24 protein-coding genes are annotated in these 23,883 nt (G+C 50.9%); 14 read left to right on the top strand and 10 right to left on the bottom strand.

Annotation, left to right across the window (positions count from 1 at the left end; all coding sequences use genetic code 11):
* The first annotated feature begins 94 nt into the window (after positions 1 to 94).
* A complete protein-coding gene (locus HMPREF3047_RS09605) occupies positions 95 to 2,131 on the top strand; it encodes a M3 family metallopeptidase (protein WP_070713747.1) in 2,037 nt (678 codons plus the stop codon).
* A 356-nt stretch (positions 2,132 to 2,487) separates the two neighbouring features.
* Here HMPREF3047_RS09605 and HMPREF3047_RS09610 read toward each other — a convergent pair whose 3' ends face one another.
* The gene (locus HMPREF3047_RS09610) at positions 2,488 to 2,751 is read right to left on the bottom strand and encodes a hypothetical protein (RefSeq protein WP_070713750.1); all 264 of its coding nucleotides are present in this window, start codon (positions 2,749 to 2,751) and stop codon (positions 2,488 to 2,490) included.
* Positions 2,752 to 2,985: 234 nt separating this feature from the next.
* Here HMPREF3047_RS09610 and HMPREF3047_RS09615 point away from each other — a divergent pair, with 234 nt between their 5' ends.
* Positions 2,986 to 3,405, top strand: coding sequence for a CopD family protein (locus HMPREF3047_RS09615; RefSeq protein WP_004520906.1), 420 nt, complete (start codon positions 2,986 to 2,988; stop codon positions 3,403 to 3,405).
* Between the two features lie 38 nt (positions 3,406 to 3,443).
* Positions 3,444 to 3,914 carry a CYTH domain-containing protein gene (locus HMPREF3047_RS09620; RefSeq protein WP_049328324.1) on the top strand — a complete coding sequence of 157 codons (471 nt, stop codon included), beginning with the start codon at positions 3,444 to 3,446 and terminating at the stop codon, positions 3,912 to 3,914.
* A 157-nt stretch (positions 3,915 to 4,071) separates the two neighbouring features.
* Here HMPREF3047_RS09620 and ubiG read toward each other — a convergent pair whose 3' ends face one another.
* The 4 genes from ubiG to HMPREF3047_RS09640 all read right to left on the bottom strand — a co-directional run bounded on the left by ubiG (position 4,072) and on the right by HMPREF3047_RS09640 (position 7,109).
* Positions 4,072 to 4,785 (bottom strand): bifunctional 2-polyprenyl-6-hydroxyphenol methylase/3-demethylubiquinol 3-O-methyltransferase UbiG, encoded by a 714-nt coding sequence (gene ubiG, locus HMPREF3047_RS09625; protein WP_191620627.1) that lies wholly within the window; start codon positions 4,783 to 4,785, stop codon positions 4,072 to 4,074.
* 162 nt (positions 4,786 to 4,947) lie between these two features.
* Positions 4,948 to 5,481 (bottom strand): c-type cytochrome, encoded by a 534-nt coding sequence (locus tag HMPREF3047_RS09630; RefSeq protein ID WP_070713754.1) that lies wholly within the window; start codon positions 5,479 to 5,481, stop codon positions 4,948 to 4,950.
* A 468-nt stretch (positions 5,482 to 5,949) separates the two neighbouring features.
* Positions 5,950 to 6,222 carry a GIY-YIG nuclease family protein gene (locus HMPREF3047_RS09635; protein ID WP_070713757.1) on the bottom strand — a complete coding sequence of 91 codons (273 nt, stop codon included), beginning with the start codon at positions 6,220 to 6,222 and terminating at the stop codon, positions 5,950 to 5,952.
* Complete coding sequence (locus tag HMPREF3047_RS09640) at positions 6,219 to 7,109, bottom strand: LysR family transcriptional regulator (protein WP_070713761.1); 891 nt, start codon at positions 7,107 to 7,109, stop codon at positions 6,219 to 6,221. The genes HMPREF3047_RS09635 and HMPREF3047_RS09640 overlap by 4 nt, the downstream gene beginning before the upstream one ends.
* Before the next feature lie 120 nt (positions 7,110 to 7,229).
* Between HMPREF3047_RS09640 and HMPREF3047_RS09645 the strand changes: the two genes are divergently transcribed.
* Entirely contained in the window at positions 7,230 to 7,883 is a 654-nt protein-coding gene (locus HMPREF3047_RS09645) for an NAD(P)-dependent oxidoreductase (protein WP_070713765.1), read from the top strand.
* Positions 7,884 to 8,120: 237 nt separating this feature from the next.
* Here the strand turns inward: HMPREF3047_RS09645 and HMPREF3047_RS09650 are convergent, their stop codons facing one another.
* On the bottom strand, positions 8,121 to 8,576 hold the full coding sequence (locus tag HMPREF3047_RS09650) for a PH domain-containing protein (RefSeq protein ID WP_049344311.1): 456 nt from the start codon (positions 8,574 to 8,576) through the stop codon (positions 8,121 to 8,123).
* Between the two features lie 102 nt (positions 8,577 to 8,678).
* On the opposite strand from HMPREF3047_RS09650, the gene HMPREF3047_RS09655 reads away from it, so the two are divergent.
* The 4 genes from HMPREF3047_RS09655 to HMPREF3047_RS09670 all read left to right on the top strand — a co-directional run bounded on the left by HMPREF3047_RS09655 (position 8,679) and on the right by HMPREF3047_RS09670 (position 14,062).
* Positions 8,679 to 8,909: a helix-turn-helix domain-containing protein gene (locus HMPREF3047_RS09655; RefSeq protein WP_049344313.1), complete on the top strand. Its 231-nt coding sequence runs from the start codon at positions 8,679 to 8,681 to the stop codon at positions 8,907 to 8,909.
* Positions 8,910 to 9,034: 125 nt separating this feature from the next.
* Positions 9,035 to 10,399 (top strand): tRNA uridine-5-carboxymethylaminomethyl(34) synthesis GTPase MnmE, encoded by a 1,365-nt coding sequence (mnmE, locus tag HMPREF3047_RS09660; protein WP_070713768.1) that lies wholly within the window; start codon positions 9,035 to 9,037, stop codon positions 10,397 to 10,399.
* Between the two features lie 1,027 nt (positions 10,400 to 11,426).
* Positions 11,427 to 13,229, top strand: coding sequence for a DNA recombination protein RmuC (rmuC, locus tag HMPREF3047_RS09665; protein WP_070713771.1), 1,803 nt, complete (start codon positions 11,427 to 11,429; stop codon positions 13,227 to 13,229).
* Positions 13,230 to 13,267: 38 nt separating this feature from the next.
* A complete protein-coding gene (locus tag HMPREF3047_RS09670; protein ID WP_070713774.1) occupies positions 13,268 to 14,062 on the top strand; it encodes a glycosyltransferase family 8 protein in 795 nt (264 codons plus the stop codon).
* A 190-nt stretch (positions 14,063 to 14,252) separates the two neighbouring features.
* Here HMPREF3047_RS09670 and dapD read toward each other — a convergent pair whose 3' ends face one another.
* The 3 genes from dapD to fur all read right to left on the bottom strand — a co-directional run bounded on the left by dapD (position 14,253) and on the right by fur (position 16,658).
* Positions 14,253 to 15,074 (bottom strand): 2,3,4,5-tetrahydropyridine-2,6-dicarboxylate N-succinyltransferase, encoded by an 822-nt coding sequence (gene dapD, locus HMPREF3047_RS09675; RefSeq protein WP_004520923.1) that lies wholly within the window; start codon positions 15,072 to 15,074, stop codon positions 14,253 to 14,255.
* 283 nt (positions 15,075 to 15,357) lie between these two features.
* Positions 15,358 to 16,083 (bottom strand): leucyl/phenylalanyl-tRNA--protein transferase, encoded by a 726-nt coding sequence (gene aat, locus HMPREF3047_RS09680; RefSeq protein ID WP_070713896.1) that lies wholly within the window; start codon positions 16,081 to 16,083, stop codon positions 15,358 to 15,360.
* A 77-nt stretch (positions 16,084 to 16,160) separates the two neighbouring features.
* Positions 16,161 to 16,658, bottom strand: a complete 498-nt coding sequence (fur, locus tag HMPREF3047_RS09685; protein WP_003682812.1) for a ferric iron uptake transcriptional regulator — start codon at positions 16,656 to 16,658, stop codon at positions 16,161 to 16,163.
* A 151-nt stretch (positions 16,659 to 16,809) separates the two neighbouring features.
* Between fur and HMPREF3047_RS09690 the strand changes: the two genes are divergently transcribed.
* The 4 genes from HMPREF3047_RS09690 to gyrB all read left to right on the top strand — a co-directional run bounded on the left by HMPREF3047_RS09690 (position 16,810) and on the right by gyrB (position 21,587).
* Positions 16,810 to 17,205, top strand: a complete 396-nt coding sequence (locus HMPREF3047_RS09690) for an outer membrane protein assembly factor BamE (protein WP_003682810.1) — start codon at positions 16,810 to 16,812, stop codon at positions 17,203 to 17,205.
* A 9-nt stretch (positions 17,206 to 17,214) separates the two neighbouring features.
* The gene (gene dapB, locus HMPREF3047_RS09695) at positions 17,215 to 18,024 is read left to right on the top strand and encodes a 4-hydroxy-tetrahydrodipicolinate reductase (RefSeq protein ID WP_049322641.1); all 810 of its coding nucleotides are present in this window, start codon (positions 17,215 to 17,217) and stop codon (positions 18,022 to 18,024) included.
* 90 nt (positions 18,025 to 18,114) lie between these two features.
* On the top strand, positions 18,115 to 19,002 hold the full coding sequence (gene prmA, locus HMPREF3047_RS09700) for a 50S ribosomal protein L11 methyltransferase (protein ID WP_070584631.1): 888 nt from the start codon (positions 18,115 to 18,117) through the stop codon (positions 19,000 to 19,002).
* A 194-nt stretch (positions 19,003 to 19,196) separates the two neighbouring features.
* Positions 19,197 to 21,587 carry a DNA topoisomerase (ATP-hydrolyzing) subunit B gene (gyrB, locus tag HMPREF3047_RS09705; RefSeq protein WP_070647255.1) on the top strand — a complete coding sequence of 797 codons (2,391 nt, stop codon included), beginning with the start codon at positions 19,197 to 19,199 and terminating at the stop codon, positions 21,585 to 21,587.
* 178 nt (positions 21,588 to 21,765) lie between these two features.
* On the opposite strand, the gene queA is transcribed toward gyrB, so the two are convergent.
* Positions 21,766 to 22,794: a tRNA preQ1(34) S-adenosylmethionine ribosyltransferase-isomerase QueA gene (queA, locus tag HMPREF3047_RS09710; protein ID WP_070713778.1), complete on the bottom strand. Its 1,029-nt coding sequence runs from the start codon at positions 22,792 to 22,794 to the stop codon at positions 21,766 to 21,768.
* 355 nt (positions 22,795 to 23,149) lie between these two features.
* Between queA and accB the strand changes: the two genes are divergently transcribed.
* On the top strand, positions 23,150 to 23,605 hold the full coding sequence (accB, locus tag HMPREF3047_RS09715; protein ID WP_070584624.1) for an acetyl-CoA carboxylase biotin carboxyl carrier protein: 456 nt from the start codon (positions 23,150 to 23,152) through the stop codon (positions 23,603 to 23,605).
* Between the two features lie 71 nt (positions 23,606 to 23,676).
* Complete coding sequence (locus HMPREF3047_RS09720; RefSeq protein ID WP_003680299.1) at positions 23,677 to 23,868, top strand: YqaE/Pmp3 family membrane protein; 192 nt, start codon at positions 23,677 to 23,679, stop codon at positions 23,866 to 23,868.
* Positions 23,869 to 23,883 lie beyond the last annotated feature (15 nt).

Below are 23,883 nucleotides of genomic sequence, written 5' to 3' on the forward strand. Positions count from 1 at the left end.
TTAATTCTATCTGTCTGCCACCATATAACGCCTATCGTTTTCTTTTCAGACGGCCACAAGGCCGTCTGAATCCATCTTATTCAGGAGAAACCATATGAGCGACAACGTCCTGCTCCACTTGGGCGAAGAACCCCGTTTCGACCAAATCAAAACCGAAGACATCAAACCCGCCCTGCAAACCGCCATTGCCGAAGCACGCGAACAAATCGCCGCCATCAAAGCGCAAACGCACACCGACTGGGCCAACACCGTCGAAAAACTGACCGACATTACCGAACGCGTCGGCCGCATTTGGAGCGTGGTTTCCCATCTCAATTCCGTGGTCGATACGCCCGAGCTGCGTGCCGTATACAACGAATTGATGCCTGAAATCACCATTTTCTTTACCGAAATCGGTCAAGACATCGAGTTGTACAACCGCTTCAAAATCATCAAAAATTCTGCCGAATTCGACACCCTCTCCCCTGCGCAGCAAACCAAGCTCAACCACGACTTGCGCGATTTCGTCCTCAGCGGTGCCGAATTACCGCCCGAACAGCAGGCAGAACTGGCGCAACTGCAAACCGAAGGCGCGCAACTGGGTGCCAAATTCGCACAAAACGTCCAAGACGCGACCGACGCTTTCGGCATTTACTTTGACGATGCCGCGCCGCTTGCCGGCATTCCTGAAGACTCCATCGCCATGTTTGCCGCCGCCGCGCAAAGCGAAGGCAAAACAGGCTACAAAATCGGCCTGCAGATTCCGCACTACCTCGCCGTTATCCAATACGCCGACAACCGCGAATTGCGCGAACAAATCTACCGCGCCTACGTTACCCGTGCCAGCGAATTGTCTGACGAAGGCAAATTCGACAACACGGCCAACGTCGAACAAACGCTTGCAAACGCGCTGAAAACCGCCAAACTGCTCGGCTTCAAAAACTACGCCGAGCTGTCACTGGCCACCAAAATGGCGGATACGCCCGAACAGGTTCTGAACTTCCTGCACGACCTTGCCCGCCGCGCCAAACCGTTTGCCGAAAAAGACTTTGCCGAAATCAAAGCCTTTGCGCGAGAAAACCTGAATATCGAAGATCCGCAATCTTGGGATTTGAGCTACGCCGCCGAAAAACTGCGCCAAGCCAAATACGCCTTCAGCGAAACCGAAGTGAAAAAATACTTCCCTATCAGCAAAGTATTGGCAGGCCTGTTTGCCCAAATCAAAAAACTCTACGGCATCGAGCTGGCTGAAAAAACCGTCCCCGTTTGGCACAAAGACGTGCGCTATTTCGAGCTAAAACAAGACGGCCAAACCATCGGCGGCGTTTACATGGACTTGTACGCACGCGAAGGCAAACGCGGCGGCGCATGGATGGACGGCTACAAAGGCCGCCGCCGTTTCGCCGACGGTACGCTGCAACTGCCGACCGCCTACCTCGTCTGCAACTTCACCCCGCCGGTCGGCGACAAAGAGGCACGTCTGAGCCACGACGAAATCATCACCCTCTTCCATGAAACCGGCCACGGCCTGCACCACTTGTTGACCCAAGTTGACGAAGTGGGCGTATCCGGCATCAACGGCGTCGAATGGGACGCGGTCGAGCTGCCTAGTCAATTCATGGAAAACTTCGTTTGGGAATACGACGTATTGGCGCAAATGTCCTCGCACGAAGAAACCGGCGCGGTATTACCGAAAGAGCTGTTCGACAAAATGCACGCGGCCAAAAACTTCCAACGCGGTATGTTCCTCGTCCGTCAAATGGAATTTGCCCTCTTCGACATGGAAATCTACCATCAGGAAGATGAAGGCCGTCTGAAAGAATGGCCGCAAATCTTGGACAAAGTGCGTCAAGAAGTCGCCGTGACCCAACCGCCGGCATACAACCGCTTTGCCTTGAGCTTCAGCCACATCTTCGCCGGCGGCTACTCCGCAGGCTATTACAGCTACGCATGGGCGGAAGTTTTGAGTGCAGACGCTTACGCAGCATTTGAAGAAAGCGACGATGTGGCCGAAACCGGCCGCCGCTTCTGGAAAGAAATACTGGCCGTCGGCGGTTCGCGCAGCGCAGCAGAATCCTTCAAAGCCTTCCGCGGCCGCGAACCAAGCCTGGATGCCCTGCTCCGCCACAGCGGTTTTGACAACGCAGCTTGATTTGAAAATCCGCCGTTTTAATTGCTGATTCAAAGTTAAAGGCCGTCTGAAATGTTTCAGATGGCCTTTTTATAATCAATTCAATATTTTCAGCAAAACAAATATAAAACCATTCAGCCGATAAAACCACCCAGCGCGGAACGCCGCAACGGTTGCCAAGCTCAATATTTTCCCAATGCGGACAAGCCGCCCATAAAAACAGGGCATGTTCCCATGCCCTATCATTTGAATTTCAGACGGCCTTTCGGTTGTCAAAACTTATTAGGAACAATAAGTAAGTCCTGCCCCTAACAAGATTTTTGAGAAAACAGAAGTCCAGATTTCAAACTTCTATCTCCCCCTACCCATCGCTAAAATTAGTTTTTGCCCTTTTTATCACCGGCATCCAAGCGCATATTGATAAATTCCATCATCAAATCTTTTTTCGTCCAGAAAAAGGTTTTCATTTTTTCCAAAGAATAGATTTTCCGAATCATCGCCGGCAATCCTGCATGAACGATGGCGGCGACTTCACCATTGGTTGTTTCATTATCCATGGCGGCTTTGAGGCTTAGATTGTGCGTATTCAGGTAGTTGCTAAGCTCTTTCCTGACGCTGTTGCTGATTTCAAATTGTTTCATGTTTTCCGTCCATAATGTTTTTATAATTAAATAGCATAGGATTTTAACAAGTTTTTTGCATTGTGCATATATCAACTTGCATATTGTTGCGAAATTTACAATTTGGTTTTTGGGTAAAATCGCGCCTGCAACACATTGTTGTGGCGAACTAAATCAGATTGTTTTGACTATTTTATTTTGGCTCGGGCCGTATTGCGGATAAAATAATGGTTTTAGGTTTTGGGGCCGTCTGAAATGTATTTGTGGTTTAAGCTGTTACACATATTTTTTGTGATTTCTTGGTTTGCCGGACTGTTTTATCTGCCGCGGATTTATGTGAATCTGGCGCAATTAGAGCCTGGTAGCGTGGAATATGTACGGCTGACGGATATGTCGCGCAGGCTGTACCGCTTTATGTCGCCTTTGGGCTGGGGAACGCTGATATTTGGCGCGGCCATCGGGTTTGTAAATAATTGGTGGGGCAACGGCTGGCTGGCGGTTAAATTATTGTGCGGCCTGCTGCTCTTGGCTTACCAGCTTTATTGCGGTCTGCTGCTGCGCCGTTTTCAAAACGGTAGCAATGTGTATTCGCACCGCTGGTATCGGGTATTCAACGAACTCCCCGTATTGATGATGGTGGCCGCGCTTTATATGGTGGTTTTCAAGCCGTTTTAATCTTCAGACGGCCTGTTTGGTAAATAAGGAAAGAATTCATGACGGTCGAAATCGAACGCCGCTTTTTGCTGGCGGATGACAGTTGGCGCGAAGCGGCAAGCGAGCCGCTGGTGTTGCAACAGGGCTATTTGAGCGTGGAAAAAGAGCGCACCATCCGCGTGCGGATTATCGGTTCGCAAGCATGGCTGACCCTGAAAGGCTATATTTCCGACATGACGCGCAGCGAGTTTGAATACGAAATCCCGCTGGCTCACGCGCAAGCAATGATGGCGGACATGTGCCCGTTTAAAATGGAAAAATACCGCTATCGGGTCGAATTTGAAGGCTTTGTATATGAAATCGATGAATATTTCGGCGACAATGCACCATTGATTGTGGCGGAAATTGAATTGCCGTCTGAAGATACCGAGTTCCCCAAACCGTCTTGGCTGGGTCAGGAAATCACGTCAGACGGGAAATTCACCAATGCGTATCTGAGCAAACATCCGTATTCGTCTTGGACGGAATAAGGGCGACAACCTCTCTGCACATACAAAAAAGGCATGTATCGAACATGCCTTTTTTCTTTTCAGACGGCCTGATTTGCCTTACCGATATTTGAATCAAGTTGCTTTCGACATACCGTTTCAAATATCGGGCTAGCCCGTGTGTTTTATCAGTTGAATCTTACGCTGGACGGCAGGCAACCATATAGTTGACCTCGGTCGAGTCGCACAGGGAATAACGGCCGCTCAACAAATTATAGGTCATACCCTTGCTGCCGACGGTATCCAATCCGGCTTGGCGGCACATGCGCGCGAGTTCTGCCGGCGTGATGAATTTTTTCCAGTCGTGCGTGCCTTTGGGGACGAATTTCAACAGATATTCTGCGCCGACAATCAGATGCAGATAAGATTTGGGATTGCGGTTGATGGTGGAGAAAAACACCATGCCGTCGGGTTTGACCAGTTTCGCGCAGGCTTGAACGATGGCAGACGGATCGGGAACGTGTTCCATCATTTCCATACACGTTACCACGTCAAAGCTGTGCGGCTCTTCGGCAGCGAGGTCTTCGACGCGGATGCAGCGGTAATCGATATTGGCAACGTGTTGAGCGGCCGCATGGGCAGCGGCAGTTTGCAGGGATTTTTCCGCCATATCGATGCCGGTAACGTGTTCTGCACCGCGTTTGGCCATGCTTTCCGACAAAATACCGCCGCCGCAGCCTACATCTAACACACGTTTACCTGCCAATCCGGCATAGCCGTCGATATAGTCGAGGCGTAAGGGGTTGATGTCATGCAGGGGTTTGAATTCGCCGTTTTTATCCCACCATTTATCGGCGATTTGGCTGAACTTGGCGATTTCGCCGGCATCTACGTTGTCGTGTTGATTGCTCATGGTTTGCTCCTGCATAAAATAATTCGCCTGATTTTAGCCGATTGTGCTTCAAAATAAAATGTTTCAGACGGCCTTTGCCTGTTTATCGGCCCTATTTCAACTTTCATCCGCCTGAATATAAAAAACGCACCTTGTGGCAAGGTGCGTTTCAATCGGTGCGATTTAGAATTTAGCGCCGGATTCGTTGGCCATGTAGTCAACTGCGGCTTTCACTTCATCATCGCTCAGGCTGCCGTTACCGCCTTTGGCAGGCATGGCATTGAAGCCTTCGAGGGCGTGTTTGTGCAGAGTGTCTTGGCCTTGTTTGATGCGAGGAGCCCAGTCTTCTTTTTTGCCTACGGCAGGAGCGCCGGGAATCAAGCCGCTGTGGCATGCTTTACAGTTCGCTTCAAAAACAGCTTTGCCGTCCACTTTGGCGGCTTCTGCAGGCTTGGCTTCAGCGGCAGGCGCTTCGGCTTTCTCTTCGGGCTTGGCAGCTTCTTCAGGTTTAGCGGCTTCCTCTGCTTTGCTGGCAGCGGCTTCTACTTTATCGGCAGCTTCTTGAGCGGCAGATGCAGTAGCATCGGCGGCAGAAGCAACTTCGTTTTTAACTTCAGATGCAACGGCTTGAGCAGCCTCTTGAGTCTCCTGTTTAGCCTCTTGGGAACAAGCTGTCAGACCAGCCATCATCATTACGGCAATCAGTAATTTGTTCATGTTCTGTCTTTCCTTAGTTTTAGTTTAAATTACTGTTTTATATAAACAGCTTAAAAATTCTAACATAGAAACTAATACCTTCGACCTACACTATAATAAATATTGGTATAAATCAGATTTTGTCACAAAAACAGGAAAAACATATTGACACCACACCTCTACTCAGATAGAAATTTACGCTCATTTGTCATTTAGCGTAATAATTTTCATTTTATTGTTCAAACAGTTATCCCCTTATTTTTAAAGTTTCTTTTTAAATTCAACTTTTTACAAGCTTTCCATATAATACAATAAGCATTAAACCGCCTCTTATCCTAAAAAGGCCGTCTGAACCCAAATCAGGTTTCAGACGGCCTTTTTGAATCATGTTAATAAACATTTGCCGCTTGGCTATGCAAAAGACACCAGCAGGCTTACTTGTTTATGTGGTTATTCATATCCCGACTACAATTTAATCCATTGCCGCCATTAACCTTTTGCCAATATTTCAGCTTCCGCCCACAATCCCCGCTTCTGCTCTGCCGTCAATTTCTTAATGCCTATTTCCCGTTTCAGCGCTTCACTTTTATTCAGGCCGTCTGAAACGATGCGCATCTCGACAGGCTTGTTCAACCGCGTGTATTTCGCGCCTTTTCCTGACAAGTGCGCCGCAAATCGCTCTTGAGGACGGTTGCTGATGCCGCAATAAAACGCACCGTTTTCGCACAAAATCAGGTAAACGCTCCAATTTTCCGCGCTCATAAATCCTCTTCCTTGGCAAAACTCTCGGTAAAAATGCGCACGGCAGCCTCGGTTTTGGCAGACTGCACACGATAAGGCGTCACCAAATAAAGGCTAACCGGCGGCAATGTCCATTCGGGCAAAACCGCTTTCAGACGGCCTTGTGCAATTTTTTCCCTCACTTCGCCGCCCACCTGCAAAGACAAACCAAATCCACTTTCGGTCAGGCTGCGGACAGCGGCAAGATGCGTGCAGGCAATGCTGTCGGCGACGTCGAGGTAATAGCTTTCTTCACCGTTTTGCAAGGTGGTGCGAACAGGTAAAAAATGCAGCCAGCGGTGAGCGTGAAGCTGCGAGGGATGGGTAATGGGCGGATGCCGGTCGAGATAATCGGGCGCGGCGCAAATGGTGGACTGCCAGGTAACGAGATGACGCGCGATAAGATTGGGATCGTCCAAAGCGCGGTCGCCGCCGCGTATGGCGATGTCGGTCTGATTGTGTTGCAGGTCGTCCAAGGTATCGCTGAAATTGAGGACGGGGCGGATTTTTGGGAACTCGGTTTGCAATCGCGAAAAGGCCGTCTGAAAAGCGCGGGAACCGATGACGGTGGAAGTCAGGGAAATACGTAATTCGCCGACGGGTTCGGTTTTCAGATTGTCGATAACAGTACGCGTATCGGCAAGCGTGGTGGCGAGACGGCGGCAGTATTCGCCCAAGGCGCGGCCGGCATCGGTAGGCGCAAGGCTGCGCGTGCTGCGGTTTAACAGCTTAATGCCGTGCAGGGTTTCGAGGCGATTGATGTGCTGGCTGACGGCAGACGGCGTCATGCCCAGCGCGGCCGCAGCGGCGTTCATGCTGCCGTGTTCAAGGACGGTAGCGAAAACAAGCAGGGGTTTGATGTCTTGCATTTGGAAATAATTGTTTAGTTCAACTTCACAATCATAACAGCAAATCAGGGATTATCAAGCGTTTCAGACGGCCTTACAATGCACTCATCTAATTAATCACATCACCACAAGGAGTTAAATATGAAAATCGCAGTTATCGGTGCAACAGGTTATGTCGGCAACGCAGTCGTTCAAGAATTGGCAGACCGCGGTCATGAAGTGACCGCTTTCGCCCGCAACACAGACAAAGTGTTCCAAGCGCAAAATGTTGCCGCAGTCTCCGCAGATGTCAACGCAGCAGATTTTGCCGACAAACTGGCCGGTTTTGATGCCGTAGTCAGCGCGTTCAACCCGGGCTGGACCAATCCCAACATCGGCGCGGATTTCACACGCGGCGCAAACAGCATCGTCGAAGCGGCAAAAGCAGCGCAAGTGTCTTATTTATTCGTCGGCGGCGCGGGCAGCCTGTATGTGGCACCCGGTTTGCAAGTTATCGATACGCCTGACTTCCCGAAAGAAATTTTCGACGGCGCCAATGCCGCACGCCATCTCTTGGCAGAACTCCTGCCGCGCCGCGACGTGAACTGGTCTTTCGTTTCCCCTCCGGCACGACTGGGTGCAGACGGCGGTTTCAGCGAAGACAAAACCGGCAAATACCGCTTGGGCAAAGACGATTTGCTGATGGACGGTGAAATTCCGGCAGGCATCAGCGTGGCCGATTTGGCAGTCGCCATCGCCGACGATGTGGAAAACAAAGCGCATTTGTTTGAACGTTTTACCGTCGCCGCTGTTTAATCATCTTAATTTAAAGGCCGTCTGAAACCCAAAGTTTCAGACGGCCTTTTCATATTCGGATCGATAGAAATAAATATTTAATTACAATTTTGCTATAGCAAACATAACTAACTTCCGATATTTCAAGGCTTCCAACCTCGTCAGTCCCACCTGCGCGGAAATGACGGCAATAGGTATTGCGTATCGAAAATAAAGTAATTGGGCTATATAAAACAAAAACCACCGTTTCCACCCACCTCAAACGGCAGGCGGTTTTAATTCAATTTGATTTTTCGAGCCACCACCAATTTCGTTATCTATAAAATCATTGAATTGTTGACGGAACTCCATTGGTCGGGCGATATAAGGAATCGGAGCATGACTGCCGCCCGTCCCTCTGACCACTACGGAGCCATAATTGAAAATCCTGCCCCAAAAACCTTGATTTACCGAAATACTTTCGATACGGTTGATATTTATCTCAATTGTTTGCCGGCGGATAAAGCCAAACTTAGCGATAACCCTTTTGTTAGTTAAAGCAAGCTCGGTTGTCATTACATTCAATACCGCGAACACTATAAATACGATACCGATTACCCACATCAACAGCAGGATACCGAAAAAAATCCTCCAGAATTGGGAAAACCACGATACTTGCGCTTTATAAACAATACGTTCACCTCGCCCTAAAGAGCTTTCAATATAACTTGCCATTTAACGTTCTCCACATTAGATATTTTCCAAAAATACGGATTATAATCCGTGGATAAATAAGCGTCAAAATTGGATATTTTGAGATTTGTGAAGACAAATCTCATGAGTAAAATCAGTGTTTTGATAGGTATAAAAATCCGAGAAATCCGCAAACAATCCAATATCAACCAAGAAAGCTTAGCCTTACTTGCCGATATAGACAGAAGCTATATGGGTAGAATAGAAAGGGGGGAGGTCAACATAACGGTTGATAAACTATATCAACTGTCTTCTGCTTTAAACTGTTCCGTACACGACTTACTACCGGATGATTTGGAAATTAAAAATACTTGAACCGTTCAAGTAGTACGCCCACATTGCCAATCTGCTAAAAAGGTCGTCTGAAACCCCAAAACCCAAAGTTTCAGACGGCCTTTTGCTATAATACGCACATTAAATTTATCTATACGCGAGTTCTCATGTCCGCAACCCAACCCACCATCGCCGCCATCGCCACCGCCCCCGGACGCGGCGGCGTCGGCGTGATCCGTCTTTCCGGCAAAAACCTGCTGCCTTTGGCGCAAACCCTCAGCGGCGGTAAAACACCCAAACCGCGCACCGCGCTTTACACCGACTTTCTCGGCGGCGACGGGCAGCCGATAGACAACGGCATCCTGCTCTACTTCGCCGCCCCCGCCAGCTTCACCGGCGAAGACGTGATTGAATTGCAGGGACACGGCGGCCCCGTCGTAATGGACATGCTGCTCTCGCGCTGCCTCGAACTGGGCGCGCGCATGGCCGAGCCGGGCGAATTTACCAAACGCGCCTTCCTCAACAACAAACTCGACCTTGCCCAAGCCGAAAGCGTCGCCGACCTTATCGACGCCTCCAGCAAGTCCGCCGCACGCATGGCGTTGCGTTCGCTCAAAGGCGCGTTTTCCCAACACATACACGAGCTGGTGGACGACCTTATTACCTTACGGATGTTGGTCGAAGCTACGCTGGACTTCCCCGAAGAAGACATCGATTTTCTCGAAGCCGCCGACGCGCGCGGCAAGCTCCAAGCCCTGCAAGGTCGTCTGAAAACCGTGCTCGCCAGCGCGGAACAAGGCGCGATTTTGCGCGAAGGCATGAACGTCGTCCTCGTTGGCGCACCCAACGTCGGCAAATCCAGCCTGCTCAACGCCTTGGCTGGTGACGACATCGCCATCGTAACCGACATCGCCGGCACCACCCGCGACACCGTGCGCGAACAAATCACCCTCGACGGCGTACCCGTCCACATCATCGACACCGCCGGCTTGCGCGAAACCGACGACGTGGTCGAACAAATCGGCATCGAACGCAGCCGCAAAGCCGTCTCCGAAGCCGATGTCGCCCTGATTCTGATTGACCCGCGAGAAGGCGTGAACGCCAAAACCCAAGCCATTTTGAACAGCCTGCCCGAAGGTTTGAAAAAAATCGAAATCCACAACAAAGCCGACCTGACCGGCGAACCCGTCGCCGTCCGTTCAGACGGCCTCGCGCAAACTAGCGCGGACACCGTCATCAGCCTGTCCGCCAAAACCGGCGCGGGTCTCGACTTGCTCAAACACGCGCTGTTGCAGGAAGTCGGCTGGCAGGGCGAAAGCGAAAGCCTGTTCCTCGCCCGCAGCCGTCACCTCAATGCCTTGCACGAAGCCGAAGCCGAGCTGGAAAATGCCGCCCTCTGCAACAACAACCAAATCGAGCTTTTCGCCGAACACCTGCGCCTCGCCCAAAACGAGTGCAGCGAAATCACCGGCGAATTTACCGCCGACGATTTGCTGGGCGTGATTTTCTCGCGCTTCTGCATCGGCAAATAAAACGGTTTGCCATCAAATACAAAGGCCGTCTGAATGTTCAGACGGCCTTTTTTATCACCAAAACAAGCTTAATTTCACTTGCGTTTATTTATTGGCAGCTTCTGCCATATTTTTTGCGATTTTGGTTGCGCCAACTGTCAAACCAGACATGCCGATCAAAGAAGCTGCGGCCAATTTAATTAATGTTTTCATTTTAACTCTTTTCTGTGTATTTAAGGGTGTGTTGTGTATTTTTTATTTGTCGGCATCAGCCATATTGTGGGCGATATTGGTTGCACCGACGGTCAGGCCAGACATACCGATTAAAGAGGCTGCTGCCAGTTTGATTAAAGTTTTCATTGTTTGTCTCACTTTCTTGTCTGTCGGCCGAAAAACGGCCTAAGTTGCGTTTTCTGAGGTATTGTCATCAATTCGTTTATGATTGAATTATTTGTGTACTACCGTTTCAATATTGTAGGCAACGCCGAGGGCGGAGGCCGGTATCCCCGACATGCCGATTAAAGAAGCGGCGGCAAGTGTTATTAAATGTCCCATTTTAAGTAGCCCTTTTTCATAGATACAAAATGTTATTTAACAACATACACATTTTTTCGCCGGCATCTACGTTGCCGACAGGACGAATCATACCGTGTTAATCGTTAATTAATACAACCTTTCCGTAAAGATAAAATGCTAAAAATATACATAATAAATGTTTTAGTTAATTTATATTTTGTTTTGAAAATGACACCGATGTCTTTTTCAATGACACCGATGTCTTAATTACATACACACTACAAACGTATCTGACTGCGCCCATAAAATCCCTCCTTTTTTGTTGCAAAATCGCACTCTAAATTAAATATATTTTTAAATTCAAAATGTTATAAATCTATCTTTTTCACAGTCCAAATCTTCACTTAGTCAAAACCAATACCTTTGATAGCTTCCTTTAAAGAAAACACACGCTTCTAGCGCATATCCGACCATAAAATGCGCTGCAAATATATGATATAGTGAAACATTCTGCGTATTGACTATTTCCAGCATGAACAACACCCTAATTCTGACCGGCGCGGCCGCATTTTTTATCGGCGCGCTGTTTGCTTGGCTGATAACACGCTACCAAGCCCAAAGCCGACACTTTATTGTTTTGCAAGAATTGGCCGAAAGCCGCCGCCTGCATGAGTTTGCCGAACAGGTGCAGGCTCAAACTGCGGCGGACTTGGCGCAAAGCCGCCATACCGTGCAGGAATTGCAAGACGAATTGCAGGAAACGGGCAACCGCTTTGCCGCAGCCGAAAAACAGATTGCCTATCTGCAAGATTGCGAGGCCGAAGCCGAAGCTTTAAAACACGAATGTGCAAAATGGCAGCAAAGCGCGCAAAACCTGCAAATCAACAACGAACGCCTCAACACTCAACTGGTTCAAGAACAAGCATTGAGTGCGGATAAAAATACGCTTTTGCAACAGCAGGAAACGGAAAAAGGTCGTCTGAAACAAGACTACGACACGCTGTTGGAGCAAAACCATGCGCTGCAAGTCCAAAACGAACGCCTCTCCACACAATTGACGCAAGAAAAAGCCAATATCGACGACAAAAACAGCCTTTTACAGCAACAGGAAGCCGAAAAAAGCCGTCTGAAACAAGAATACGCCGCCCTTTTGGAGCAAAATCACGCGCTTCAAGTCCAAAACGAGCGCCTCAACACCCAATCGGAAAAAGACCGTCAGGCTGCCGAAGAAAAACTGGCCCTGCTGGCAGATGCGCGTAAAAACCTGAGCGACCAGTTCCAAAACCTCGCCAACACTATTCTGGAAGAGAAAAGCCGCCGCTTTACCGAGCAAAACCACGACCATCTCCAACAACTGCTCAATCCGCTCAACGAACGCATCCACGGCTTTAGCGAGCTGGTTCAGCAGACTTATGAAAAAGAAGCCAAAGAACGCCTGACCATCGAAAACGAGCTCAAACGCCTGCAAACACTCAACACCCAGCTCCACCACGATGCCAAAGCGCTGACCACCGCGCTGACCGGCACGCAAAACAAAACCCAAGGCAACTGGGGCGAGATGATTTTGGAAAGCGTATTGGAAAATTCCGGCCTGCAAAAAGGCCGCGAATACATCGTCCAAGCTTCCAGCGTCCGCCACGAAGCAGACGGCACCCAACGCCGCCTCCAGCCCGACGTCCTCATCAATCTGCCCGACAACAAACAAATCGTCATCGACTCCAAAGTATCGCTGACCGCCTACGTCCGCTATACGCAAAGCACCGGCGCAGAAGCAGAACGCGAGCTTGCCAACCACGTCGCCAGCATCCGCGCCCACATCAAAAGCTTGGCAGCGAAGGATTACACCGACCTTGAGGGCGTCAAAACGCTGGACTTCGTCTTTATGTTCGTCCCTGTCGAACCGGCCTACCTCCTCGCCCTGCAACATGATCCAAACCTCTTCCAAGAGTGTTTCGACAAACGCATCATGCTGACCGGCCCCAGCACCCTGCTCGCTACCCTGCGCACCGTTGCCAACATCTGGCGCAACGAGCAGCAAAACCAAAACGCGCTGGCGATTGCCGAGGCAGGCAGCAAACTCTATGACAAATTTGTCGGCTTTGTCGAAAGCATGGACGGCATCAATAAAGCGCTTGGTCAGGCTCAATCCCAATTTCAGACGGCCTATGGCCGCTTGGTTTCCGGCAGGGGCAATCTCATCAGCAGCACCGAAAAACTGCGCAAATTGGGCATCAAAGCCGGCAAACAGCTGCAACGCGATTTATTAGAAAAAGCCATGTCGGAAAACGAAGACCACGCCACCTTGCCGACCGCGCAAGACCAAGAAAATGACTGATAAAACTTAAGACATTGCAAATAAAGGGAATTTAACCAATGAGCAACATCACCATCGTCCTTGCCGCCGATACCGGCTATGCCGAGCAAGTTCATACCCTGATGAAATCCATCTGTACTCACAACACAAATGTCAATTTCTACCTCATGCACAATACCTTCAGGCGGGAATGGATCGACTATACCAACCAAAAGCTCGCAGCCAGCGGCAGCCGTCTGAATGATGTCAAAATCGAGATGGACTTCAGCCAATATCGCCGCCTACCCCATATTTCGGATGCCGCATTTTTCCGTCTGATGATGCAACATCTGCCTGTCGATCGCGCCCTGTATCTCGACAGCGATATGGTGGTTACCCAATCCCTGCATGATTTGTTCAACCTCGATATGCGCGGTTATCCCGTTGCAGCGGTACAAGACTCCTTTCTTGCCCGTACCGAATGGAATCACCCGACCGGCCTGCACACTACGCCCTATTTCAATTCCGGTATGTTGTTGGTCGACCTGGCGCAATGGCGGGAACACAATATCGCAGCGCAACTGCTGCAAACTGCTACCACCATTGACAAATCCGTTCCCTACGGCGACCAATGCTTTCTAAACACCGTATTTCAAAAAAACTGGCTGCAACTAGAAGAATCTTGGAACTTCCAAACCGGCGCAGTCGAATACTTCCAAAAACGAAACCTCGGCGAAGTATTCCCCAAACCCGACACTGTCCCGCCCGTTATCCACTACACCACACGCGCCAAACCTTGGTTGTGCGATTACGGCGAAATTCCTTTTATCGAAGTCTATTGGCAATACTATTGCGCCGACTGGCCGAAAGCATAATTTCAGGCAAAGCCCCTCTCCTTCGATGACTCTTAAACAACCCATCATCAAAAACAAAAGGCCGTCTGAAATCGCTTCAGACGGCCTTTAAGCCATAAAAAACAGGCAGAACATTCTGCCTGTTTTGTGTTCACACCCGACCGTAAAGCAGGCTTTGCCCCCACCCTCAGTCGGCATCATCGTTATCCGATTAGATACCGCGCAACAATTCGTTCACGCTGGTTTTCGCACGGGTTTGCGCGTCCACGCGTTTGACAATAACTGCGCAGTAGAGGCTGTGGCTGCCGTCTTTGGAAGGCATGCTGCCAGATACGACAACCGAACCAGCCGGTACGCGGCCTTGATAGATTTCGCCGGTCGTACGGTCAAAGATTTTGGTGGATTGACCGATGAACACGCCCATAGAAATCACGCTGCCTTCTTCGACAATCACGCCTTCAACAATTTCAGAACGCGCACCGATGAAGCAGTTGTCTTCAATAATGGTCGGGCTGGCTTGCAGAGGCTCGAGTACGCCGCCGATGCCGACGCCGCCGCTCAAGTGCACGTTTTTACCGATTTGCGCGCAAGAGCCGACAGTCGCCCAAGTATCGACCATCGCACCTTCGTCAACGTATGCGCCAATATTGACATAAGAAGGCATCAACACGACATTTTTCGCTACAAAGCTGCCGCGGCGGGCAACGGCACCCGGAACTGCGCGGAAACCTGCGCTGCGGAATTCGTCTTCAGACCAATCGGCAAATTTAGTCGGTACTTTGTCGAAGTATTTGTTCACACCGTCGTTGAGGATTTCATTGTCCTGAATGCGGAAAGACAGCAATACGGCTTTTTTCGCCCATTCGTTGACTTTCCATTCGCCCACGCCCAAACGCTCGGCAACGCGCAGTTTGCCGGAGTCGAGTTGATGAATGGTTTCCAAAACCGCTTCACGCACTTCTGGGGTAACGGTATTCGGATTGATTTCGGCACGGTTTTCAAAAGCCGTTTCAATGATGTTTTGCAAAGACATGTTGATTCCTTCAAGAGATCAGGGCCGTCTGAAACCTATTCAGGCCGCCCTATTACAAATATTTAACTCGTTATTTTGCCATGTAAAAGCGATTTCGTCAGCTATTAACATGATGAGCGCCGAGCATTACACTGCAGGATTTCGGTTAAACCAAGATTTTCAGACGGCCTATTCAAGTGAATTGAATCGCATTAATTTTCTAACTAATTTTCCAGCTACGATATACAGACTATCGCTTCTGCCGACACGCCGTGCCGATAAATCAATCTTCGCCGCCAATCTTTTACAGAAGATTTTCAGCCACCACGCCGCATTCGATATTCCGCCTTAACGGTTTCGCGTTCCAACCCTTCAAGGCCGTCTGAAAGTCGGCAAAATCCATCAACTGTGAACCGAAACGGCGCATATGTTCGGTATCCTGCTGACAGTCTATCAGCGCAACGCCCAAATCCTCCAAAAACGGGACGGCGCAGGCAAACGCAATCTTGGACGCATCGGGACGTAAGGCAAACATCGATTCGCCATAAAACACGCAGCCGATTTGCACGCCGTAAAACCCGCCTGCCAACTGCATTTTGCCTTGCTCATCCGGCAGCCAGCATTCAAACGAATGCGCATGCCCCTGATGGTACAGCTTCAAATAGGCCGTCTGAAACGCAGGTTCTATCCACGTTCCGTCCTGTTCCGGACGCGGCACATTGGCACAATGGGCAATCACTTTCTCAAAACAGCGGTTGACCGTTACCCGATACGGCTTGTGACGCAAAGTTTTGGCGAGCGAACGGCCGATATGCAGGCTTCCCGGCACAATCACGGCTCGCGGCGCAACCGCATACCAGAAAAACCAACCGTAGCGGCTAAACCACGGAAAAATCCCCTGCCCATACGCCGACAACAGCCGCCCCGTATCCAAATCGCCGCTGACGCCGACCAAGCCGTCACATTCTGCCAAAGCATAAGACGGGTCGGGGAAACGATAATCCCGTGGCGCAAGAAAAGGAATCTTCATCGCAAAGCCCATAAAGTTTCAGACGGCCTCAGGCTGAAAATGCCCAAGGCCGTCTGAAAAATCAACATACAAACTGATTAACGTTTGGTTTTGGTTTGGCATTCGCCGCATACGCCGTACATATACAGCGCGTGATCGACGATGCGGTAGCCGTTTTCTTCGGCGATTTTGTCTTGCAGCGCTTCGATTTCCGGATTGTGGAATTCGGTTACTTCGCCGCATTTCACGCAGACGATGTGGTCGTGGTGGTCACCTTTGTCCAATTCGTAAACCGCTTTGCCGGTTTCAAAATGGTGGCGTTGCAAAATGCCGGCCTGTTCAAACTGGGTCAGCACACGGTAAATCGTCGCCACGCCGATTTCCACGCCCTCTTCCAACAGGATACGGTACACATCTTCCGCACTCAAATGCTCCTCGGCATGAGTCTCGAACAAGTCCAAAATTTTCAAACGTGGACCAGTAACTTTCAAACCGCTGTCTTTCAATTGCGCAATGTTGCTGAATTTTTCCATAATATTCAATATCCCTGTAAGGTAATAACCGTTATAATACGCACTTTCCGCCCGTTTGCCCACTATTGGGCCGTTAAAGGGCGGCAATCTGCCGCCGGTCTTGCAATTGAAAATCGGCGAAAAGAAAAATTAAGAAGATGATTATCGTTTGCTTTTTAAAAATATTCAAGCGATGATAAACATCTTTCCCGAAATGACACAGAAAGGTAAGCCCGTGAATAAAGCCTTATGCCTTGCCATCGCCGCTATTTTAGGTCTGGCCTCATGCAGTGCCGAGCGCGTATCCAACTTTCCATCCTACAAACTCAAAATCATTCAAGGTAACGAGCTCAATCCCCGCGCCGTGGTTTCCCTGCGCCAAGGTATGACCCGCGACCAAGTCCAACTGCTGCTCGGTACGCCGCTCCTGCGCGACGCCTTCCATGCCGACCGCTGGGATTACACTTTCAACACCAGCCGCAACGGCATCATCAAAGAACAAAGCAACCTGACCCTGTACTTTGAAAACGACGTCCTCGCACGCGCCGAAGGCGATGCCATTCAAAAATCCATCGAAGCGGTTCAAGCCGGACAAAACGTCGTTCCGACCACCGAAACCAAGCCGCAATAAGGAAGCCCCATGAGCGCATTGAAAATCGCCATTGCCGGCGTCAACGGCCGCATGGGTCGCGTTTTGGTTGAAGCGGTCAACAACCATCCCGATACTGTCCTCTCCGGCGCACTCGAACATTCCGGTTCGGAAGTATTGGGTTTGGATGCAGGCTTCGCCTCCGGCCTCAAAACCGGCGTTGCCATTTCAGACGACGTGGATGCCGTACTGGCTCAAAGCGATGTCCTCATCGACTTTACCCGTCCCGAGCCAACCCTGAAACACCTGCAAAAATGCGTGGAAAAAGGCGTCAACATCATCATCGGCACCACCGGTTTCGACGACGCAGGCAAAGCCGCCATCCAAGCCGCAGGCGAGAAAACAGGCGTTGTCTTCGCAGCCAACTTCAGCGTCGGCGTCAATCTGACCTTCCATATCCTCGACACCGTCGCCCGCGTATTAAACGAAGGCTACGACATCGAAATCATCGAAGGCCACCACCGCCACAAAGTCGATGCCCCAAGCGGCACCGCGTTACGCATGGGTGAAGTCATTGCCGACGCACTCGGCCGCGACCTCAAAGAATGCGCCGTTTACGGCCGCGAAGGCCACACCGGCCCACGCGATCCGTCCACCATCGGTTTTGCCACCGTCCGTGCAGGCGACATCGTCGGCGACCACACCGCCCTCTTCGCCACCGACGGCGAGCGCGTGGAAATCACCCACAAGGCCAGCAGCCGCATGACCTTTGCCGCCGGTGCTGTACGCGCCGCAGTTTGGGCAAACGGCAAAAAAGGTCTGTACGATATGCAAGACGTACTGGGTTTGAAAAACCGATAAACCCGCATCATCAGGTTTCATACCTTACAAGGCCGTCTGAAAGCACAACGTCGATTTTCAGACGGCCTTATTAAAAAAGAAAGCCCCACTATGTCCTATCAACAAATCACCATCAACGTCAACGATGCTGTCGCCGAACGCCTTGCCGACGCGCTGATGGAACACGGCGCATTGTCCGCCGCCATTGAAGATGCCTACGCCGGTACAGAAAACGAGCAGGCCATTTTCGGCGAGCCGGGCATGCCGACCGAACAAATCTGGCAACAAAGCAAAGTCATCGCCCTTTTCGGCGAAAGCGACGATGCCGCTTCCATTATCGAAGCCGCCGCGCAGGAATGCAGTTTGAACGATTTGAAATACACCGGCGAAATCCTTGAAGATCAAGACTGGGTGCGCCTGACCCAAGCGCAATTCGACCCAATTCAAATTTCCGACCGCCTGTGGATTACCCCGTCTTGGCACGAAGCGCCCAACGGCGACGCCGTCAACCTGCAACTCGACCCGGGCCTTGCCTTCGGCACCGGCAGCCATCCAACCACCCGCCTCTGCCTCAAATGGCTGGACACGCAGCTCAAAGGCGGCGAAAGCGTATTGGACTACGGCTGCGGCTCAGGCATTTTGGCCATTGCCGCCCTCAAACTCGGCGCAGGCTCCGCCATCGGCGTAGACATTGACGAACAAGCCATCCGCGCCAGTAAAGACAATGCCGCGCAAAACAACGTCGATGCGCAGTTCTACCTGCCGGACGGCTTGCCGCAAGGCCAATTTGATGTCGTTGTCGCCAACATTCTGGCAAATCCGTTGCGTATGCTCGGCGAAATGCTTGCCGCGCGTACCAAACAAGGCGGCCGCATTGTTTTATCCGGCCTTTTGGACGAACAAGTCGAAGAACTCAGCGGCATTTACAGTCAATGGTTCGACATTGAGCCTGCCGAAATCGAAGAAGGCTGGGCGCGATTGAGCGGTGTCAAACGCTAAACCCGTTTTCCGATACAAAGGCCGTCTGAAATTTAATCTTTCAGACGGCCTTTTTGCACTTAAAACGCTGAATATTCCAGCAAAATCAGGTATAATTGCCTATTATTTTGACCTTTCGGAACACATCCGCCGCGCCCGTTTGACATTTCATTGCGCGCACGGAAAAATTCCTTGAAATTCAGCAAGAAAAGACCATGACTGACCAAAAACACGAAGAATACGGCGCCGACAGCATACAAGTGCTGGAAGGCTTGGAAGCGGTACGCAAACGCCCCGGTATGTATATCGGCGACACGCAGGACGGCAGCGGCCTGCACCACATGGTGTTCGAGGTGCTCGACAACGCCATTGACGAAGCGCTCGCCGGACATTGCGACAAAATCACCGTAACCATCCATGCCGACAATTCCGTCAGCGTGGCCGACAACGGGCGCGGTATGCCGACCGGCATCCACCCGAAAGAAGGACGCTCTGCCGCCGAAGTCATCATGACCGTATTGCACGCGGGCGGCAAGTTCGACAACAACAGCTACAAAATCTCCGGCGGCCTGCACGGCGTGGGCGTGTCCGTCGTCAACGCGCTGTCCGACTGGGTAACGCTGACCATCTACCGCGACGGCAAAGAACACTTCGTCCGCTTCGTACGCGGCGAAACCGAAGAGCCGTTGAAGGTTGTCGGCGATTCCGACAAAAAAGGCACAACCGTACGCTTCCTCGCCAGTAGCGAAACCTTCGGCAATGTCGAATACAGCTTCGACATCCTCGCCAAACGCATCCGCGAACTTTCGTTCCTGAACAACGGCGTGGACATTGAATTGACCGACGAACGCGACGGCAAACACGAAAGCTTCGCCCTCTCCGGCGGCGTGGCCGGCTTCGTGCAATACATGAACCGCAAAAAAACGCCGTTGCACGAAAAAATCTTCTACGCGTTCGGCGAAAAAGACGGCATGAGCGTCGAATGCGCGATGCAATGGAACGACAGCTACCAAGAAAGCGTGCAATGTTTTACCAACAACATTCCGCAACGCGATGGCGGTACGCACTTGACCGCGCTGCGCCAAGTGATGACCCGCACCATCAACAACTATATCGAAGCCAACGAAGTGGCCAAAAAAGCCAAAGTGGAAACCGCCGGCGACGATATGCGTGAAGGCCTGACCTGCGTTTTGTCCGTCAAACTGCCCGACCCGAAATTCTCATCGCAAACTAAAGACAAACTGGTTTCCAGCGAAATCGGCCCCGTTGTCAACGAAGTCATCAACCAAGCCTTGACCGACTTCCTTGAAGAAAACCCGACCGAAGCCAAAATCATCACCAGCAAAATCGTCGATGCCGCGCGCGCGCGCGAAGCCGCCCGCAAAGCACGCGAAATTACCCGCCGCAAAGGTGTGATGGACGGTTTGGGCCTGCCGGGCAAACTTGCCGACTGCCAAGAAAAAGACCCTGCCCTGTCCGAACTCTACCTCGTCGAGGGCGACTCTGCAGGCGGTTCCGCCATGCAAGGCCGCGACCGCAAATTCCAAGCGATTTTGCCGCTCAAAGGTAAAATTTTGAACGTCGAAAAAGCACGTTTTGAAAAAATGCTGGCCAGCCAAGAAGTCGCCACGCTGATCACCGCTCTAGGCGCAGGCATCGGCAAAGAAGAATTCAATGCCGAAAAACTGCGCTACCACCGCATCATCATCATGACCGATGCCGACGTGGACGGCGCGCACATCCGCACCCTGCTCCTGACCTTCTTCTACCGCCAAATGCCCGAGCTGGTCGAACGCGGCTACATCTACATCGCCCAGCCGCCTTTGTACAAAGCCAAATACGGCAAACAAGAGCGCTATCTCAAAGACGAATTGGAAAAAGACCAATGGCTGCTCGGCTTGGCCTTGGAAAAAGCCAAAATCGTTTCAGACGGCCGCACCATCGAAGGCGAAGAGCTTGCCAATACCGCCAAACAATTCCTGTTGGCCAAAACCGTCATCGAGCAAGAAAGCCGCATCATTGACGAACTCGTCCTGCATGCCATGCTGCATGCTTCGCCGGTCGATCTCAGCACAGCAGAAAGCGCAGACCGCGCCGTTGCTGAATTGAGCGGCCTCTTGGACGAAAAAGAAGTCGCACTCGAACGCATCGAAGGCCACGAAGGACACCAGTTCATCAAAATCACACGCAAGCTGCACGGCAATGTGATGGTGAGCTACCTCGAGCCTAAGTTCCTCAACAGCAAAGCCTACCAAACCCTTACCCAAACCGCCGCCGCACTCAAAGGCATGGTCGGCAAAGGGGCGAAGCTCTACAAAGGCGACAATGAATACGACATCGACAGCTTTGAAGGCGCTTTGGACATCTTGATGAGCGTTGCCCAAAAAGGCATGTCCATCCAACGATACAAAGGCTTGGGCGAGATGAACCCGGAACAACTTTGGGAAACCACGATGGATCCTACCGTCCGCCGCCTCCTGAAAGTCCGCATCGAAGACGCCATCGCCGCCGACGAAGTGTTCGTCACCCTGATGGGCGACGAAGTCGAACCGCGCCGCGCCTTCATCGAAAACAACGCCCTGCTGGCACAAAACATCGACGCCTAAGCATGGAAAGATAAAAGGCCGTCTGAAAAACTATTTTCAGACGGCCTTTTTGTTTTTGTACTTTATTTCTTACAACTAAAATCCCAACAACTTCGCGTGTTTTAATAGAGCATTTCAACTGATTCAGATTCGGGACAACCCAAATAACCAGTTTGAAACGCTCCAATCCGCTTCAAATTTATTCCACTTTCCCCAAAATCATCGCATCGCCATAGCTGAAAAAGCGGTATTCCTGTTCCACCGCATGACGGTAAACGCTGCGGATATGCTCCATGCCCGAAAACGCGCTGACGAGCATCAGCAAGGTTGATTTGGGCAGGTGGAAGTTGGTAATCAATCGGTCGGTAACATTGAAGCGGTAGCCTGGCGTAATGAAAATATCGGTATCGCCGCGACCGGCTCTCAGACGGCCTGTTTCGCGTGCGGCGGATTCCAAGGCGCGCATGGAGGTTGTGCCCACCGCCCACACCTTATTGCCGCGCGCTTTGGCGGCTTCAACGGCAGCAACGGTCTCGGCTGGTACGTCAAACCACTCGCTGTGCATTTTGTGTTCTTCAATTTTATCGACGCGCACGGGTTGGAATGTTCCGGCACCGACGTGCAGGGTTACTTCCGCGGTTTCTACGCCTTTGGCTTTCAGACGGCCCAACAACTCATCGGTAAAGTGCAAACCTGCCGTCGGCGCGGCCACTGCGCCTTGATACTTGGCGTACACGGTCTGATAGCGGCTGTCGTCTTCATCATCGGCCGCGCGTTCGATATAAGGCGGCAAGGGCAGATGGCCGTTTTGCTCTAAAAGTTCGTAAACGGTTTGCTCGCCTTTAAATTTCAGGCAAAACAATTCTTCCGCGCGCTCCATCATGACGGCACGGATATCGCCTTCAAAAATCAATTCTGTACCCGGTTTCGGCGATTTGGACGAGCGGATATGCGCCAATGCGGTATGCGCGTCCAATACCCGTTCAATCAGGGCTTCGATTTTGCCCCCACTGGCTTTTTGACCGAACAGGCGTGCCTTCATCACTTTGGTATTGTTAAACACCAGCACATCGCCCGGAGCGACATAATCGGGTAAATCGCCGAAATGTTTGTCTTCAATCGGCAATGTAGGCAAGGCAACCAGAAGCCTGCTACTGCCGCGCACTTCCGGAGGATGCTGAGCAATCAGTTTTTCGGGCAATTCAAAATCAAAATCGGAAATATCCATTGTCGTGCATACTTTAAAAAAACAGGCGCCATTATACGCGCAAAGTTGGTTTTCAGACGGCATGTTTTGTCGAAAAACCAATAAATTAGAATAAACGCTCTTGAAAAAATCACTTTTTAACGAAAATCAGCGTTCCTTTCTTTTTTCGCCGAAAAACGCCTTTTTTCTATCTTTTACTGGACATTTACCGACAAGTTCGGGAAAATAACCAGATTCATTTCTCAGGCTCCGCCCTGTTCCGACATTATTTAAACGCCGGATGGCAAACCTACCTTCCGACGTCTCAGGAAATCATCTAAAACCACAGCGGCGCATACCCAATATGCACTTTATGCCGCGCTAAAAAGGAAAAGCAATGGATTTGCGTAAATTAAAAAAACTGATTGATTTGGTCGAAGAATCAGGCATTGCAGAAATTGAAGTTACCGAAGGCGAAGAAAAAGTCCGCATTACGCGTACCACTGCCGCCGCAGCGCCTATTTATGCTGCTCCGGCACCTGCCGCAGCCGCTCCGGTTGCCGCCCCTGCTGCTCCGGCCGCAGCCGCTCCGGCCGCCGCCCCTGCCGCTCGCGATTTGTCCAACGCGCAAAAATCGCCTATGGTAGGTACGTTCTATCGCGCTCCCGGCCCGAACGCCGCAGCTTTCGTTGAAGTAGGTAAACAAGTAAAAGCCGGCGATACTTTGTGCATTATCGAAGCCATGAAGCTGATGAATGAAATCGAAGCCGAGAAATCCGGTGTCGTTAAAGAAATTCTGGTTGAAAACGGTACCCCAGTCGAATACGGCGAGCCGCTCTTTATCATTGAATAATCCGCTTTTTCAGACGGCCTTTATCTTCAAGGCCGTCTGAAATTCCTTTTTCTGTTCATTAAGGACAAACCATGCGTCTGATTTTGGCTATTTTCTTGCCATGGCTTCAGTTTTTCACCATCGGCCGTCCGTTTGCAGGCATCATCTGTCTGATTCTGCAGTGTACGCTGGTTGGCTGGATACCGGCAGCCATGTGGTCGGTTTACGCCTTGAGCCAATACAAAACCGACCAGAAAATCCGCAACGCATTAGGCGGCCGCTGAGGCCGTCTGAACCAT

The organism is Neisseria sp. HMSC075C10, from assembly GCF_001815615.1.
Classification (GTDB): Bacteria; Pseudomonadota; Gammaproteobacteria; order Burkholderiales; family Neisseriaceae; genus Neisseria; species Neisseria subflava_A.